Here is a 16,191-nt window from a genome sequence, read left to right as displayed (position 1 = left end):
TTCGTGGCGGCTTTATCAATCACCAGACACAAAAAAACCGACTTTCGTCGGTTTATTGTTATCTCTTTCATTGGTAAGAAAAGAGATGGTACCAGTGGGCGGACTTGAACCGCCACGCCATTGCTGGCAACGGATTTTGAATCCGTCATGTCTACCAATTCCATCACACTGGCTTAGATAGGCTTGCTATCGATGAGGCTGCATTATAGCGATGTAGCTCAGGTGTACAAGTTTTTTTTAGGGTTTTATTACCGTTATGTGTCTGACTGAATAAAAGTTAAACATTCTTGGCTCCGATAGGCGTTGAATACCAGTTGCAGACAAAAATGTTGATGCTGGTTACGCCACTCTCATTGAGCGAACAGTACGTACCTTTAACCACAACAATACGCCAAAGTGAGACAGTACCATTACCACTAGCATTGCCGAAACCGCTGCTATTTGCGGCAATTGTTGGGAGCCTACTAGCATCAAACCCCAGCCAATCAACAACCATTGAATAACGTAGTAGGTTGTAACGTTTCTGCCCCAAAAGCACAAAAGTGAAACAAAGCGATTAGCACTCTGACCTTGTGTTACACGTTGGCAAAGCCATAAAAAAACAAGCGCACCACCTGTTAGGCTAATTATCATTCCTGGGCCAGCTCGCATGTTACTGGCCATATGATAATCGGTATTGGTCATTGTTAGTAACGTGCCAGTGGCGGTTAGTGCTGCACCTATCCAAAGTGATGTTTTAAAAAACTGTTGAATGTTGTTTGAATATTTTAACCAACAGCCGAATACCATGCCTGCAAGTGGGTAGGCTAGCCAGGGAAGTAAGGGGAACATTGCTCCTTGATGTTTATTCCCAAAAAAGAGTTTTAATGCTTCATCGGGGTAACTCCAGCCTGTTGTGATGTCCCAAAAATAGGGCGAAAGAAAAGTTACTAAAAGGGCGCAGCCAATCCAGTATTTTGGGGCGGGGAATAAATGCTTTATAAGTAAGCAGCACGCTAACGCTAAGCCAGCAAATTGCAAAATATCTACAACGAAAAGTTCGGTAGTAGGTGTATAACTTCCCAATTGCTCTTGAGTGACTAACCCCATTTTTAGCGAAAGCCACATTGGAATAGAGCCCCGGGCAATATTTAGTGCATAGCCTAGTGCGAATAGCCCCAACGCGCGTTTTAAACCCGTTAATAACGATTGTTGGCCGCTGTAGGTAATAAACATCCCCATAATAAATACGAACCACGCGGCCACTTGCCAGCTGGCCAGAAGCCTAATAGTAGAGCCCACTAAACTTTCATGCGTACTTGTATCGCCATAGAAGTCTAGAACGTGAACCAGTACCATCAAAATAATGAGTATACCTCTGGCAAAATCGAACGTGAGTAGGCGTTCATTAACAGGCTGAGTATCCTGCATTGGCGAAGTGGCCGACATAGTCATTTATAAGCTCCTCGTTTTACACGTCGTTTTTAAGCGCGCAAGCATGTTTGTTGTAACTGTTGAATCAAATACCTGTCGCGACTGAGAACTTGCTTAGCGTGATTACCAAACCATTCTAGTGACGTATCAGCATTCGCTATACCAGCGCTATGATGCTGGTGGAGAAACTCAATAAAATTTTGATACTCTACCGCTCCTTCAAAAATAGGCACCATGCCCTCTCTTGTCCCTGCGGCGGCATATACATTTTCAGGCGCAAAGACTGATAGATGGCGTGCATCGCTAATATTTTTAAAATGAAAGTGATTGATATGGGGTAATAGCGCTTCAAGCGCGCGGGTAATTTCGGCACCCGATTCCCACACATGAAGTACGTCAAAATTTAACTGAAGATTATCTCTATTAACATGTGCGAACATGGCTTGCGTAGAGGCTACGGAGTCGGCGTAGGTTTTTGGGTGAGTTTCTATGACTAAATTTAAATCATGAGGAGCTAACCAGTCACATACTTGCTGAAGCCTTTTAAACAAAGCGTCTCTTTGAGCCTCAGTATATTCAAGACTTCCTTCTCCCCCTGCAAATGTTCGAATTTTACTGGCGCCCCAATGTTTGGCTAGTCTGCAAAGATGTTGTACTTTGTGATAAAGCACGTTTTCAGAAACCAGTAACGGCAGGTAATCACTCAGCATGGTGGCTCTCAAGCCGTAAGACGCTAACCACTGTTTATCGTAACGGGGTTGGTCGGTGAGGTTATTTGCATGTGCACCCCACAGCTCGATGCCTTGGAAATGGTTGGCCTGTGCCCATTGGGCTATTTCTTCTATTGAAATGAGTTGATGACGAAAAGATATCGTACAAATTGATAGGTTCATAATGCCACTTCCTCAACACGTTTTTGTGTGCCGTGTAAATTTATCTGGTGCAAGCTAGACCACTGCGAAAATACCTCAAAGAGATGTTTTTTAATGCTAAATTCGCGCTCATCTTGCTGATCTAATAGTAAGAGTATTTCTTCTATCAAAGCTTTTTTATGAGCCGGACTTGGTTGCTCAGAGGCCAATTTCATGGCACGAAAATGGATGTTTTTGTAATTGCTTACAAGGGCTTCAATCACATCGCACCAATACTCAAATTCTTCTTCTGGAAAGCCGATGTCTCGCCAGAAAAACGCAAACCCATGTTCATAGGCATACTTACGAATTGCTAATACGGGAAGCTGCTTAAGCGCCTCGCCAAGCTGAGTAATATCGGTTGCACTATTTTTTGTATCAATGTGTGCGTGAACAACGTCTCGTACTTTGTCCGTCATTGGGTTGTGGTTAGCGTTGAAGCAGGTGAGGAAGTAATCGGCGATAACGGAATTTTTACTCGGCGTTATTTTGCTGCTATCAAAAATATAGCCGCCTGCAACAGCTTTTGATTCAATAGCGGCGATGACTTGTGATTTATTTTGTGTGCCTTCCCAACGAAAGTCAGGGTCGTGCATGAACCATATTTCTGGCTCGCGTGTCTCTTCTAACATCACATAGTGAGGGAAGGGGTTTTGATTAAATTTGTTCTCACGTTCTGGCAGCAAATACATATCAAGCATTACCATGACATTTTCGCTCTCAGATTTCTGTGCCAATAACGTTTGTAAGGTATGAAGGTTCTCTTGTTTACTGAGCGTCTCGCAGTACCATGGCGTAACCGATACGCCATATATTTTTTTATACCAGGCTCTAAACTCATCGTGGTTGATGTCATCTGAGTGGTAGGCTAAATGGTGGTCATTGCTAATGAGTACTTCAGCGTCCCACACGCCAAAATAGAATGGTCTGTGATCTACGCGCGGATCAGCTTTAATGCTTTCGCACAAGCAGCTCACAAAGCAGTGCACTTTGATATCTTCAAACTCTTCTTGGACCTCAGTTACCTCATTTGTCGCATTGCTAGTTTCGTTAGTTCGGCCGTTTGACTGGCTTAACAGAAAGTCTGCTAGCGAAGATACGGTAGCAACATCTTCATTACTCAGCGCAGCATCGGGTATATCAATACCAAGCGTCAATTCTATATGAACCAGTAGCTGCATTATCTGTACTGAATCTAAATACAAGTCTTCATTTAGCCGAGCTGCTGGTCTAAAGTCGCGCAGCTTTTGATTGTTGAGCTCTTTTTCAAGTACCAACTTAATGGCATCAATAATGTTTTGTTTATCCATGGGGTTACTCTGCCATCTGTGCTAGTTCGTTTTGGAGCTTTTGGGCACAGTATGCTTCTGCCAGTTTTTTCCGATTCACTTTGCCGTTTGCTAAGCGTTCAATGTGCTCCACTGCATGTAAAAATTGCGGAATTTGGTACGCGGCAAGTTTGTCGCCACACCAAGCCCGAAGCGTATCGGCATCGAGTTTGTCGGTGGTGAAATATAAACAGGCTCGCTGACCCGCCGTGGTGTCGTTTACTTTAAACAGTACGGCATCGGTCACGCTTGGGTGTTCAAGAACAATATCTTCTATCTCTTGTGGGTATACATTTAAACCCGAGACAATAATGGTGTCGTCTTGGCGCGCGATGAAATGCAGCGTCGGTGACACATTTTCTGCATGCTCAAAATAGCCCAAATCTTGGGTATGGATAACGTGTGCCTGATGGCTGGCATTTATTGCAGGTACGGTTATCACTATTTCTTCAGGGTAATTGACGTCATGCCCAGACGATATTTGAATATGAGGCAGAACATGACCAATGCTGGTGTTGGAGGAAGTGATAGGGCCCAAACTGACACATCCAGATTCAGAGCAACCGTATTGTTGGTATAAATGCGTTACTCGTTCACTTACCTTATCGAGTGTTGGTTTCGACATTAAGGTACCAGAAGTCATGGCGGCATAAAGCGTGCTGCTTTTCGGCCACAACATGCTAAGCATACTTAACATCGCAGGTGACGAGTAAAGCAGCGGTTTTTTTGCTGCCAGCAATAACTTCATTATAAATTTGGGGTTGATATTAGTAATAATTGTCGGGCTTTTGCCTCTACCAAGCGCCACTAGCACCCCACATATTAGTCCGTATGAGTGGGTGACTGGGCATGCTACGTAAGGGGTCATAGCGTCAGCATCAGGGAAGTGAGAAATGTAACTGGCTATTTCTACATCTATAGCTACCCAACTTCGTTTTATGCACTTAGGTTCCCCCGTTGTGCCAGAGCTCATTTGAATAAGCCCGGCACGCTGGTCTGCCTCACCTTTATATTCAATAGGAATTGGGGAGTGCATGTCGCCGTAAAACAATACCCCACATTTAGCTCTTCTGGCGCTACGCTTGGCCTGTGTCAGCGGCGTATCTGGGTGAATTGGCATCACTGTAATATCATGGTTTTTAGCGTAAAGGCATAAGGCTAACCATGTAGCGGTATCGTTAAGACAAACGGCAATATTTGCGTGCTTTGCATGCAGTTCGGCAATTGCTGAAAATTGCTGGTAAAAACGTTCGAAATCGTGGGTGGAATAAAATGTGGTATCAACACTTAACATGAAAATCTCCTGCACATTAAAGTGGATGTAAAGGGTTAGGGATAGAGTGGTGAAATTCTTGCGTCCCTTGGCCACTCAGCTTTTTTGCGAGTAGAGATTCAGTTTGAATAGTGGGTGCAAGTAATTTGATTTTTCTTATGCGAGTAGGGCATGGCTTAGTCGTTTTTTCGTAGGCTGATAACACATGACTAACCTGTCGCCAAAACTGGCTTTCTTCATAGTGATAATAGCGATGCATCAACTCGGCTACATCGGTAAGGTTGTATACAAACAACGTATCAACAAAGAGTTCACGCAGTGCATCTACATCTGACATCCAGTAAAATTGATTGGCTGGTGCATGAATGTAATCGTGGTGTAATTTAGCGAAGTGTGGTGTTAGCTCTGGCTGAGCAAGATAGCTGTCGACATACTCTAAACTTTCATGAAAATCCCGCAATACCACCGACGTTGGCCAGCCATTGTCATGCCGTAAATTCATATTTTGTGCATGCGCTTCCACCGCTATGCCGTGTTTAACTAACAAGTGCCACACTGGCACAACCGTTACTTCAAGTAGTTGAGTTAGCCAAGCTTCGCAGCCGTATTTTTTTATCCATGGGTCGATAAAGGGCAAGCCGTCGTGTTCAACCAGAGATAATGCAACAAAGGGAAGGGCGTGCGTAATGCCTGCTTTTAGCGGTTGGCTGTTGCGAAAAATTACGCTAAGACTTGGGGATAATTTGTTCGCCCAATGCTCGGCCCCCACAGTAGTGTCGGGGTGTCGAACTACGATGCCTGCATATTCATTTTGGATAGCAAGGTTTTGCTTTTCTTGGTACCAGCTATCTTGTTTGATAATTGTATCTAACCAGTTCGAAATGACCGGTGCTGTTGTCACTGAATGAGGTTCAATGGTGCGCAAAGAAGATGTATTGACCATGTTCATAGGCAGCTTCACATGCGCTTTGTCTGGTGAGGTTACATTCAGTAACGTTCTCACCGAAATAGTGGCCTGATAGCTATCGCCACATTCACCTAAGTCAATAATATCCTTGTTATTAATAGGTTGTGTAAGCTCAGATGCTAATGCTTGTCGTTGCCAAGGGTGGATAGGTAGAAAACCATATTCTTGGCCATGTGTGCTTGTAGTATTTAACCGCTGCTGCAAAGTATTTAGGGTTTCATTGCCCAGTTCTTGCTGCCAAAAATGGATGGTTTCCATTGGTAAATTTAGTGCTAAAAAGGCGTGTTTAATGGCCAACCAGTGAAGCTTGAAATGGTTATTTGCTTCTGGGCTATAGTACGCATGATCACTAGTGCTAAAACCTGTGCGGGCTTTGAAACAAGGGTGGTAGGGATGGCCCTCTAAAATGGCTGACTCTAAGGCGGAGTAGTCTAGATGTCGTCGACTCTGCAATTGTGATAAATGCGCATCGTTCCATTCACAAAACCCGATAGTTTGATCTAACTCCTTTAGCAATTGGCGTTTTGTGCTATCACTTGCGGGTAAGTCGTTTACCAAGGTAGGTAAATCAATAGTGGCTGTCTTGAATGGCGCGATTTGTTTTATATAGGTAGCATCTAATCGAATTCGGCCGAAGCTTGAAATGTGGCCGCGGGCGATGTAACGGGTGGCGCCAACTGAAAACCAAAAGCTGCCATTGGTATAGTGGTAAGGAACAAGTTGCTCAAATAGTAATGCTTCAACGAGCTGCTTGATTACACGGGCTTTTGAACGTGAGTTTAGCCCCTTATTCACATGCACTAATGCAGGTCTTTTCTCAATATTAAGCTGATTCAAGGCAAACCTCGAATGTGGTAGCTAGATTGGGGGAGAGGGAAACTGGCGGCGTTAAGCAGTAAAGTGGGTTTTTAATTTGAGTATAAACGGCTTGTTCCATCTCAGCTTGTAACTCATCAACGTCATCTACCCGGGTCAGCAAGTTGCCTTTGCAAGGAATAGACTTACGCTCTGTAATGGAGCGTATCAACCCCTGCCCTAGTGAAGATACTTGGGTTAATAGCTTATCTAATTTTATGCGGGCCAGGTTTAGCAGGGTGTCTTCGCCAACTAACCCGTCTAAGCCGAAGCGATTAATGACCGAGAAGAGTTGGTTAATTATTAAGTAGTAGCCAAACCGGTCGAAAATCATATCGTTATCGTAAAATAGCTCTGGGCATTTAATGAGATCGGGCTCTAGCTGCAGTAGCGTGCTTTTATCCGAACTTGAAAGGTAGAATCCTTGATTGTCCCGATAAAAATACGTTTTCGGGTAGCCTTCAGTTAGGTCTAATAGGGAGTTTTGCTGGTGGGCTTCTAGTGCAATACCAAATTGATCGAACAACCTAATGGCTGGCTCTATTGCGCATTGCCAGTAACGGTCGAACCATGAAATGCTTGTTTGATGCAGTGAACGTCCCTCTTGAACAGACAGCGTATGAATAATAGTGGCAAGCTTTGAACGGTCGTTAGGGAGAATAGCGTCTTGCACCAGCGCCGCGATTGATTGTATTCCTCCAATGCCTAATTCTTTCTCGGTTTGCTTAAATGGGTTGTCGCGCAATATCATTTCAAAGCCACTTTCATCCATATCAGGTAAAGAAAGTGATAGGTAAGCGGGGTCGCCAATAACTTGAAACTGTGAATGCAGAGACGAAAAACGTGTTGTACTAAGTAGCTTCGCTAAGGTCACGCCAGCATCAAGCTCATGACCCATATTTATACGCATGGAGTTGGTGATTTTAACTGGAATAGAGACTTTCACCATGAAGTTGAGCTGTTCACAATACAGGGTTCGAACCGACGACGTTGGTGTGAACTTTGCGCCCAGCGGGCCTAATGGGTGTAGTTGCCCAGTGGAAATTAACTGTTGAATGTAATCTTGCTTTAGTAACCATTCTGCTTGAAGTGGGTGAACCGCCACTAACGCCTTGCCCGCTTCACTAAACTGCTTAATCAAAGCAACTTGTTCATCGCCAGCGTCTTGCTCTGCTATACGAAGCACGATGTGTTCTGCGCAAAGTTCAATCGCCGAACTTTGTTTTAGCCATTTTCTCTCTACGGCAAAAAAATGTAGTTTGAAGCTGCCTTTAAGTTCAGGGGCATAATGCGCGTGTTGCCAACGGTGCATACCTTGGCGAGATTTGGGAGTAGGGTGGAGCCAGTGACCAAACAACACCGATTGTTCTGAGTCAATAAAACGAGGGCTTTTTAGTGCGGGATCATCTTTTCTTTCTTGGACATAATCAGCCATTACCTGATGGCTTTCAATAGTGCGTAATGTGAGTTCCAATTCCTGCTCACAAACGTGGGGGGTGTTTGACCGAGCGTAGATTTCTTTAATTAATAGCATGATGGCTGAAATAGAGTCTAGTGGGTGCCATTCCATGCTGTTTGGACGTTGATGGTAAATTCCAGTGAGTTTGTGTCTTCCCACGATTGACCGAAACGCCACACCGAATATCAGCTTTATTTCACTGTGCTGAAGTTGTAATTCCAGCATGAATTTATCGCGGTTTTCTGTATTGAAGCCGCTTACTGACTTCCATTGTGCTATCGAGTGCCAAACCCCTTCATCTATTTCTTTTAAATAGCCGTTAACAAAAGCGTGGTAGGATGCATTATCTGCGATTTGCTTGGCGATTGTGGCCATGCTTTTCTCCCCTTACTCAGACATTAAAATTCCCCGTCATCGTAATGAGAATGATTATCATACTCAAGTTGGTTTACATTTGTTACTTATTCCAAAAGCGTAGTGGGGCGAAATCGATAGCTATATATGAGAGCAAAACTAAAGGTTAGCCATTCGGCAATGGGCAGTGCGATAAGAAATAATAGTGGTGAAGGTGACAGTGACAACAGTGTGCTGTGATAAAAAATAACGTAGAGGAACACCAGCATAGTTGCGGGAAATAAAATACTACGGCATAGCGCCAACAATGCCGACGGCGCGGGTTTATGAATGGCCGTTAGGTAGCACCCTAGAAGAATATTAATGCCATTTACAATGAACACCGGCCACATCAGGCCTATAACGTGACCAACAAGCTCGGTTACCTCGCTGTCCCGTTCATTTAAAAATAAGGTGGTAAGAGGTGCTTGTGCAAAAATCAGTGCACCCGCCAGCAGCAAGCCAGTGAGTAACACACTTGAAAGTGAAATTTTTAGAAATGCGTAAACTCGAGGGGTATTCTTTGCGCCGTAATTCTGGCTAACCAGTAAATGAAGAGCATCCGCCACCCCATAAGACACCATCACGCTAAGAAAAATAAAATAGTTCACTACGCTAAACGCAGCAACACCATTTGCCCCTAACTGTGCAATCAGCAGCCAGTTTAGGAGTAAGAAAAGGGCGCCAACTGATACTTCATTGACGAATTCTGAAACGCCGTTATAGGCAGTGGAAACAATAGCGCGCCAATTTTTCTGCTTAAAGGAAAAGCGTAGGGTACGTTTTTGGCTGAAAAAGTAGGTCATAAGCACCACGCACTGTATAAACTGCGCGATGGCAGTAGCATAGGCGGCGCCCGCTATTCCCATATCAAGGTGCAATATGAATACCCAATCAAGAACAACATTAGTAAGCGCCCCTATGACTAAGGCTTTTGTTCCCAGCACAGGATGACCATCGGTGCGCACAAAATAATAAAGCACCATGGTGCTTAGTTGCAGAATGAACACCCAACGAATAATGGCAAAATACTCGGTTACTAGCGGTTGAATATGTGCAGGTATGTTTAAAATTACGTATAACGTAGGCTCAAGAGCAAAACTTAGCAGTGCGAAACAAAAGTTAACTAGCACAGTGGTTATCAGAGTTTTACTCATAATGTCAGAGGCGGCGGTAGTGTTCCCTTCGCCTAAATACTTGCCTGCAGTTACCGCGCCGCCAATGGCGAGCATCAGTGATATAGCAATAAGAAAGGTTAAATACGGTAATAGCAAACTAACGGCGGCTAGCGCATCTGAGCCGACAATATTTCCCACAAAAATGCCGTCTACAAGGCTAGCGGTGGTAAGTGATAGTAAGCCTATCATTGAGGGAATAACGTAATAGAAAAATGTGGGAATGGTGGGGCCTGCCAGAACCCGATTTTGCTCGCGACTACTCATTGCTTGCTCGTCTGTAAATAATTAACCCTGTGCTAGAAACCTCATTGATGACCAGCGTGTAGGGGCAAAGGTTATGCGGCAGAAACGTGAGGTGCAATCAAGGTTACATTTGTGACATTTGGCGTGACATTAGGTTGACATTCAAAAGCCCCGCTTAACACCAGTGTTAAGCGGTCTGAACAAGGTTTACTGCTATGATCGTTACCAGCGCTGAATCGTCCAGTTAATAGCGATAATCGCAATGACTGATGATAGGAGTGGCATCAAGGTTTTGGCATAAAATGCAAAATGACGCAGCCACAGAAGCAAGGGTAGTAATACTGCCACAATAGCTAACTGACCCACTTCCACACCAATATTGAAAGCAGCCACACTAAGTACCAAGTTATTTGACTGCGCATTTAAATCGGCAAACACGCTGGCGAACCCCATTCCGTGTAATAAGCCAAAGGCAAACGTAATAATGCCTAAACGAACAATTAGCGGATAGATATTATTAAGAGCAGTCAGCAGCACTGAAATAGCGATACCAAGCTCGACTAAACGGCTATCCAACGCAATAAAATTCAGGGCGGTAGCGGTCAGGGTTATAGAGTGCGCTAGCGTGAACGCACTGACTAATATTACAGTGTGCTTTAGTATTCGAGAGGTTGAAGGCTCTTTTTGCCACTGTTTTTGCTCTCTTACCAGGTTAACGGTAAGCAAGGTAGCCACTAAAAACAGGATATGATCGATACCAATGAAGATATGCCATACACCTTCGTACACTAGCGAAATGAACAATGCGGTTAGTGACGTAGTGCTAGCATCGAATGTAACGCTGCGGTTATCTGTATCAAGTACGCTGGTAACAGATGTGTTTTCTGAAATGCTTTGTGAACTGCCTTGTGAACGACTTCCTGATTGACCAGCAAGGTTTACGTTCACAAGAAGCTTATGGGTAGGGCTATGTTCAAAAATGCCGTCGTAGTGAATGCCCAATGTGCCAGCTGATCCGCACACAATCTGAATAGGTGAAACTAGATAAGAGTCACCGGAAACACTTCTAATATTTGGCATGCTAAGGCTAATTTTACAGGGTGAGTCGTTTACTCTAATACTTAGCACTTTCGTTATATAACTCTCTAATAAGGGCTGGTTTTGGTGAATCTCACCCCACGTCAATGCGCCATTGCCATTAGTATCTAGTCCAGCTACCTGCCCAATATCATCCGGCTTTAATAACAATTCACCGCTATAGGTATTTTCTTTACCTGCGTTTAGCGTTAAATACCCGCTACTAAGTTCGTGGGCGTTTACTACGCTTACGTTGATAACTAAAAGGGACAATAAAAGACTAACTACAAGTGTTTTCATATATGTTCTTTAATTCAATGCAGATGATGTGGCAACAGCGCTTTCGGCCCGTGCAAGTAACCTAGCGTCACTTCGTGTTTGTGCCGCTTGCCAGTTCAGTCTGGCGAATTTCAGGGCTATAGCAGGTTTATAATCAATATCTAAAAAATAACTAGCCACTTGCGCTGCATGAGACACATCTTCCCGCCAAGTACGTAAGGCCATTCTATCAGCTAATTGCTTTTGAATTTCAGTGTCATGAAGACTTATTTGCCTTTCAGCTTTCGCCCAGCGAAGCAATAAGCCATCGTCTATGTCGTTGTTCGTGCTGTTGGGAATGCGATTAGTAGCCTGAATTGCTGTAAGCCTATTAATGACATCTTTGGGCTTTGAAAGTTTGAGCTTAGCATCAGACCATAGCAGCAATGCGCTTAATGGCAGTTTTTGTGCGTCTAATTTGTTCAGGTGTGAAAGCGTAGCTTCGGGTTTATCGAGGGTATAGGCCATTGCAGCCAAAGTTTCGTAGTACCAAAGGCGTTCGCTCGCACTCGCTTGCTCGGCGCGAGTGTTATTAGCATGGTTTTCCACGGCATGGTTTTTTTCAGCAAATGTCTCAATATTTAATAGTTTTTTGTAGCTAGCACTATTAGTATTAAGTGTGAATTCGGCATTCAAAATACATGTGATGGCCAATAAATAACTGGTTTTTCCAATTAATTGTTGGCAAAAGTTCTTGGCCGCAGCGGGGTTACCTTGTTGAATGTTAATATCAGCTAATAGCAATAAAGCCGGTGCATAAAGCGGTGTATTTATTTCGTTTAAAATAGCCTCAGCTTCGCTAAATTGATGTGTGCCTTGTAGCACTTTGGCCTCTAATACCATTAGCTGTGTTTGCGCGCTAGCAGAAAGGGGGTCTTTTTGCTGCTTTTGATAATGAATGAAGCGAATCACCTGTTGTCTTTCATTGCCTGTAGCATCGGGATAACGGCTTTGATTAAGCGCTGTTTGCGCTTGTGCTATGGTCATTTTTGCGTGAGGTTGTGCACTCCATGTGGCGATAACTTTATTGCTAGGAATGTCGCCTGATGTGCCGCTAAGAGAAGCGGTATCATCAAACGTAAAGGCCGATGAACATAACGTAGACAAAGCGCTAAGCGCCACAAGCCGATTCATTAATTTCATGATCTAAACTCCTAGGTTTGATAAACGTAAAGTGAACAATCTGAAGAAAAAGAGCGCCATCCATGGCGCTAGTACTATTTACTGCTGAGGCAGCAAATCATCAAAACTGCTTTGCTCAGCATCCAGCGTGAACGCTCTTCCATTGACGGGAAGGGGGGTATCAGTCGCTTCTTGGTTAAAAGCATCTCTGGTATAACTTGAAAACGAGACTTGTTGCGCTTCGATGGTGATAGTCACTTCGCCCATGTCAGCATCATTCACACCGTCAGATACACTGAAAACAAAGGAATCAGTTCCCGTAAATTGCGCATTAGGTGTATAGGTAAAATCGCCATCTGCGGTGACCGTTGTGGTTCCGTTTGCGCTGTCGTCGGCTAGCGAATAGGTTAACATGTCGCCGTCAGCATCGTTTGCGCTTAGCATCTCAGTAAATGCGATATCTGCTTGCGTGGTAAACATGGCATCTTCCGCTACCGGCCCCTCGTTTACTTCTGGCGTGTTATCACCGTCGTCACTGTCAAAGCACCCAGTAAGCGCACTGAGTGCACCTACTAAAGCGATACCTTTCAATAGAGCGTTGTTCATAATCTTCACTCCTTATTCAGAACCCGCAATAGGTGTTTTAAGGTAAGGGAATGAGGCGTCAGTCATGCTTGCATCCACAGGAGCACCATCAGTAAAAGGAACATTACCTACGCTGGCGTCTTCTTCTGCGCACAAGCCAAGGTTAGTGTCTTCACCGTTCACCGGGATGGGGTAACATAATCGACCCATCACAACACGAAGGGCAATATCTACCACATCATCGCCAGGTCTCCTTCCGTTAGGGAAGCCGGCTAAATCGTCACCTGCCACACCAAAGGCAGACTGTTCAGCCGCGGGGATTGCTGGAATACCCGTATTCAAGCGAAGCATTTCCGACGCGGTTACTGAGGCCTGTTGATTAACTCCGGGAAAACCAGTTAAAAAGGCGGCAACTAAATCATTTCTTGGGAAATTAGTTGGCGCTAACGTTTCTATTGATGTGCCTAACGTAGTGTTAACCGCATCTTTGAATAAGATGTTCAGCAACTCTGGTAGGGCAGGGTGGGTGACATAATCAGCGAACTGACCATCATCACTTGGGTGTGCACTAGAGAACGTATCTTTATCGCCTATACCAATAACAAGCTCGTTAACTAATGGGCTACCTAAGCGAGATACTTGTGTCATCGCGCCGCCATTAACTTCTGGCGATGCAAAGGTAGCATCAGGGTTTAGGATACGTGCTTGTGGAAGACTGGCTGTTGTCCAAGTGCCAACTACGCCATTACCGTCGCCCGTAACACACGCTGAAGGTACTTCAACAGAAATTGAGGTCACATTTTTATCGGCTAAGTCATCGTTATCATCGCTTTGGGTAATCCCGCCTGGAAAGCCACCGCCATCACCTGCGCCCGGGGCGCTGTCGCCTTCAACCGGTACGTAGTTAACCAAATCAAAGGTTTTACCTAGGTTTACCACAAAAGGGTCTTTGCGCTGGCCCACAAATACCCTTGCCATGTCATTACAGCCCGGTATCGAGAATGAATAGATAAAGCTTTCTGCATACCGAGCATATTCGGCTTCGCTCGTGAAGGTTTTATTCCCGATATAATCAAGAGGCTTGGTAAACGTATCGCCAGCACTTGGCGTTAGTGTAGTGCGCTCACCACTTTGCATATCGCCAGAAACCATAGTTAAGCTATACATTTCTGAGAAGTTAGCGGCGCTTTGGTCGTCTGCGCTAACAGGGCCAATGTTCTTTAATGGCACCTTCACCATTTTTTCTTCGCCTGCTGCGCCGATAGGTAACGCTATACCTTCGTTTTCGGCTGCAAGCATAGACTGAAACTCAAAAACAAAACTAACGTCTTCTACTGCATCGCCATCGCTGTCGATATGAATGGTGTATTGCGCGTTAGGATCCATGGCGAAATAATTAGGGCCGCCGTAGGCATCTTGCAGTGGAATGTAATTTGCGATGAAAGTAACGTAGCCCTCACGCCCTTCTTCGTAGCTGTTAAATGCATAAAAGTCGGTACTATCTAAAGCAGGGTGACGAGTAATATTAGGCGCTTCACGGTGGCTTGAAGCCACTGCGCCTGCGGCAATAAGTGCGCAAGAAACTGCAACTACTGAACGTTTAATCGAAATCATATTATGTCTCTTAGTGAGTGAGTTCATAAAGCCAAACGATTCGGATGCACAGTTGGATGCAACTATTTTACTTTTATTTAAAATACTTTTTTCATACACAAAAAAGCCGGCTTGAATGCCGGCTTTCAAAAGTACTTTTTTAGAAATGTCTTCTCTATTACACAGAAACTAGCGGCGCTATGTATAACACTTCAGTAGGTGCACCGGTTTTTGATCCGCCTGGCGCTTCTAAGCTTACGGCTAGTGCCGCGATTCTACCGTTGAGTAATATGGCATTGGTTGCAAGATGCTCAAGTCCAGATTCGGGTAATAAGCCTAAGGAAATAGGGGCTTCGCCGTTTTCAGGCACCATCCATAACTCATAATCTTTATCGGTAATAGCAGCAAATGCGCTGGTCACTTTTACATCCATGGTAGATTCAGATATTTCTATTACCCACAGCGGCGTATTGTCTGCGTTATTTACAACAGCAACATGAGAAATCTCTTCATCGGCTACCGGTATCATCACTACAAGAAGTACCGCAAATATCATTGCAGCAGCGGTAGACAGAAAGGAGAGATAACGCCATCTAGCCTGCTTTGCTTGTTCAAATTCAACAACGTTCGACACTGGTTTTGTTGAATTGCCATGATTAAGACGGTGCTGAATTTGTTCCCACACACCGTGAGGTGGCTCTACAGGGGTTATGCCGTCTGAAAAGCCTACCAAGTATTCTTCCCACTTGGCGGTGGTTTCACCCACAATTTGGTACTGCATCAATAGTTTTTGATACCGCAGACGCGCTTTGCCACGTAAGGTGCCCACCACATATTCGGCCGCGAGTGCGTTTAACCGTTCTTCTTTCAAATAATTCATAATGACAAACACCTTTGTAAGCTTTGAAGGCCACGTCTAATCCAGCTTTTAATAGTGCCCAGAGGCGACGACAAATGGTTCACAACTTCTTGATGGGATAGTCCATTTACATAAGCCAATTGGATTGCTTGGCGTTGGGATTGATCCAATTCATCCAAACATTCCGCTAATTTATCTTGCTCGGTATTCATCCGAACGGTGTTAGAAGACTCATCCAATTGAGGCGCTTCGTTATCTAGTGATACTTCATTTCTCAGATTGTGATAGCGTATTAAATCTAATGCACGGTAGCGAGCAATACTGACCATCCACGTCAACACAGTACCTTTACCTCGTTGGTAACTGCCAGCGTTATGCCATATTTTGATAAACGCATCTTGGGTAGCTTCGTCGGCTAGTTCCGGCCGCTTCAAAAGCTTTAACACCACAGCATATAGCTGAGGGCTAGTTAATTTATATAGCTCAGCAAAAGCGGCTTTATTGCCATTCGCTGTTTCACACAGTAGGGGAAACAAGGTTTCATGTTCCATAAAGTATCCTTCTTTACCGAGCCATAAATGGCATTTAGAAATTAAATGGCCTTAAGCTTCGGAACT

13 protein-coding genes and 1 tRNA gene are annotated in these 16,191 nt (G+C 44.4%); all 14 read right to left on the bottom strand.

Features of this window, described 5'->3' with window-relative positions; genetic code table 11:
• Positions 1–86 precede the first annotated feature (86 nt).
• Positions 87–173 (bottom strand) — tRNA-Leu (locus JKP82_RS19015).
• 166 nt (positions 174–339) lie between these two features.
• The gene (locus tag JKP82_RS19010; protein WP_218398272.1) at positions 340–1,434 is read right to left on the bottom strand and encodes a heparan-alpha-glucosaminide N-acetyltransferase domain-containing protein; all 1,095 of its coding nucleotides are present in this window, start codon (positions 1,432–1,434) and stop codon (positions 340–342) included.
• A gap of 29 nt (positions 1,435–1,463) precedes the next feature.
• Positions 1,464–2,306: a sugar phosphate isomerase/epimerase family protein gene (locus JKP82_RS19005; RefSeq protein ID WP_218398271.1), complete on the bottom strand. Its 843-nt coding sequence runs from the start codon at positions 2,304–2,306 to the stop codon at positions 1,464–1,466.
• Positions 2,303–3,634 carry a DUF6005 family protein gene (locus tag JKP82_RS19000; RefSeq protein WP_218398269.1) on the bottom strand — a complete coding sequence of 444 codons (1,332 nt, stop codon included), beginning with the start codon at positions 3,632–3,634 and terminating at the stop codon, positions 2,303–2,305. The genes JKP82_RS19005 and JKP82_RS19000 overlap by 4 nt, the downstream gene beginning before the upstream one ends.
• Before the next feature lie 4 nt (positions 3,635–3,638).
• The gene (locus JKP82_RS18995; protein ID WP_218398267.1) at positions 3,639–4,946 is read right to left on the bottom strand and encodes an AMP-binding protein; all 1,308 of its coding nucleotides are present in this window, start codon (positions 4,944–4,946) and stop codon (positions 3,639–3,641) included.
• Positions 4,947–4,962: 16 nt separating this feature from the next.
• On the bottom strand, positions 4,963–6,729 hold the full coding sequence (locus tag JKP82_RS18990) for an IucA/IucC family protein (protein WP_218398264.1): 1,767 nt from the start codon (positions 6,727–6,729) through the stop codon (positions 4,963–4,965).
• Entirely contained in the window at positions 6,716–8,581 is a 1,866-nt protein-coding gene (locus JKP82_RS18985; protein ID WP_159533020.1) for an IucA/IucC family protein, read from the bottom strand. The genes JKP82_RS18990 and JKP82_RS18985 overlap by 14 nt, the downstream gene beginning before the upstream one ends.
• An 86-nt stretch (positions 8,582–8,667) precedes the next feature.
• Positions 8,668–10,041: an MATE family efflux transporter gene (locus JKP82_RS18980; RefSeq protein ID WP_159533018.1), complete on the bottom strand. Its 1,374-nt coding sequence runs from the start codon at positions 10,039–10,041 to the stop codon at positions 8,668–8,670.
• A gap of 201 nt (positions 10,042–10,242) precedes the next feature.
• Positions 10,243–11,397, bottom strand: a complete 1,155-nt coding sequence (locus tag JKP82_RS18975) for a HupE/UreJ family protein (RefSeq protein ID WP_218398262.1) — start codon at positions 11,395–11,397, stop codon at positions 10,243–10,245.
• A gap of 9 nt (positions 11,398–11,406) precedes the next feature.
• On the bottom strand, positions 11,407–12,558 hold the full coding sequence (locus tag JKP82_RS18970; RefSeq protein WP_218398261.1) for a hypothetical protein: 1,152 nt from the start codon (positions 12,556–12,558) through the stop codon (positions 11,407–11,409).
• 78 nt (positions 12,559–12,636) lie between these two features.
• Positions 12,637–13,143: a cadherin-like domain-containing protein gene (locus JKP82_RS18965; RefSeq protein ID WP_159533012.1), complete on the bottom strand. Its 507-nt coding sequence runs from the start codon at positions 13,141–13,143 to the stop codon at positions 12,637–12,639.
• A 12-nt stretch (positions 13,144–13,155) separates the two neighbouring features.
• Complete coding sequence (locus JKP82_RS18960) at positions 13,156–14,736, bottom strand: DUF4331 domain-containing protein (RefSeq protein WP_218398259.1); 1,581 nt, start codon at positions 14,734–14,736, stop codon at positions 13,156–13,158.
• Between the two features lie 157 nt (positions 14,737–14,893).
• A complete protein-coding gene (locus JKP82_RS18955; RefSeq protein ID WP_159533008.1) occupies positions 14,894–15,595 on the bottom strand; it encodes an anti-sigma factor in 702 nt (233 codons plus the stop codon).
• Positions 15,592–16,125, bottom strand: coding sequence for a sigma-70 family RNA polymerase sigma factor (locus JKP82_RS18950; protein ID WP_159533006.1), 534 nt, complete (start codon positions 16,123–16,125; stop codon positions 15,592–15,594). Before JKP82_RS18950 ends, JKP82_RS18955 begins: the two co-directional genes overlap by 4 nt.
• Positions 16,126–16,191: the final 66 nt, after the last annotated feature.

Origin of the sequence: Alteromonas lipotrueae (assembly GCF_019249215.1) — a bacterium.
In the GTDB taxonomy this organism is placed as follows: domain Bacteria; phylum Pseudomonadota; class Gammaproteobacteria; order Enterobacterales; family Alteromonadaceae; genus Alteromonas; species Alteromonas lipotrueae.
Note: the sequence above shows the minus strand (reverse complement) of the source record. Positions and strands in the feature narration are given on the sequence as shown.

Bases quoted from the DNA above. Each gene is read 5' to 3' on its own strand.
- JKP82_RS19010 (WP_218398272.1), bottom strand. From the start codon at position 1,434: ATGACTATGTCGGCCACTTCGCCAATGCAGGATACTCAGCCTGTTAAT.
- JKP82_RS19005 (WP_218398271.1), bottom strand. From the start codon at position 2,306: ATGAACCTATCAATTTGTACGATATCTTTTCGTCATCAACTCATTTCA.
- JKP82_RS19000 (WP_218398269.1), bottom strand. From the start codon at position 3,634: ATGGATAAACAAAACATTATTGATGCCATTAAGTTGGTACTTGAAAAA.
- JKP82_RS18995 (WP_218398267.1), bottom strand. From the start codon at position 4,946: ATGTTAAGTGTTGATACCACATTTTATTCCACCCACGATTTCGAACGT.
- JKP82_RS18985 (WP_159533020.1), bottom strand. From the start codon at position 8,581: ATGGCCACAATCGCCAAGCAAATCGCAGATAATGCATCCTACCACGCT.
- JKP82_RS18980 (WP_159533018.1), bottom strand. From the start codon at position 10,041: ATGAGTAGTCGCGAGCAAAATCGGGTTCTGGCAGGCCCCACCATTCCC.
- JKP82_RS18975 (WP_218398262.1), bottom strand. From the start codon at position 11,397: ATGAAAACACTTGTAGTTAGTCTTTTATTGTCCCTTTTAGTTATCAAC.
- JKP82_RS18970 (WP_218398261.1), bottom strand. From the start codon at position 12,558: ATGAAATTAATGAATCGGCTTGTGGCGCTTAGCGCTTTGTCTACGTTA.
- JKP82_RS18965 (WP_159533012.1), bottom strand. From the start codon at position 13,143: ATGAACAACGCTCTATTGAAAGGTATCGCTTTAGTAGGTGCACTCAGT.
- JKP82_RS18960 (WP_218398259.1), bottom strand. From the start codon at position 14,736: ATGATTTCGATTAAACGTTCAGTAGTTGCAGTTTCTTGCGCACTTATT.
- JKP82_RS18955 (WP_159533008.1), bottom strand. From the start codon at position 15,595: ATGAATTATTTGAAAGAAGAACGGTTAAACGCACTCGCGGCCGAATAT.
- JKP82_RS18950 (WP_159533006.1), bottom strand. From the start codon at position 16,125: ATGGAACATGAAACCTTGTTTCCCCTACTGTGTGAAACAGCGAATGGC.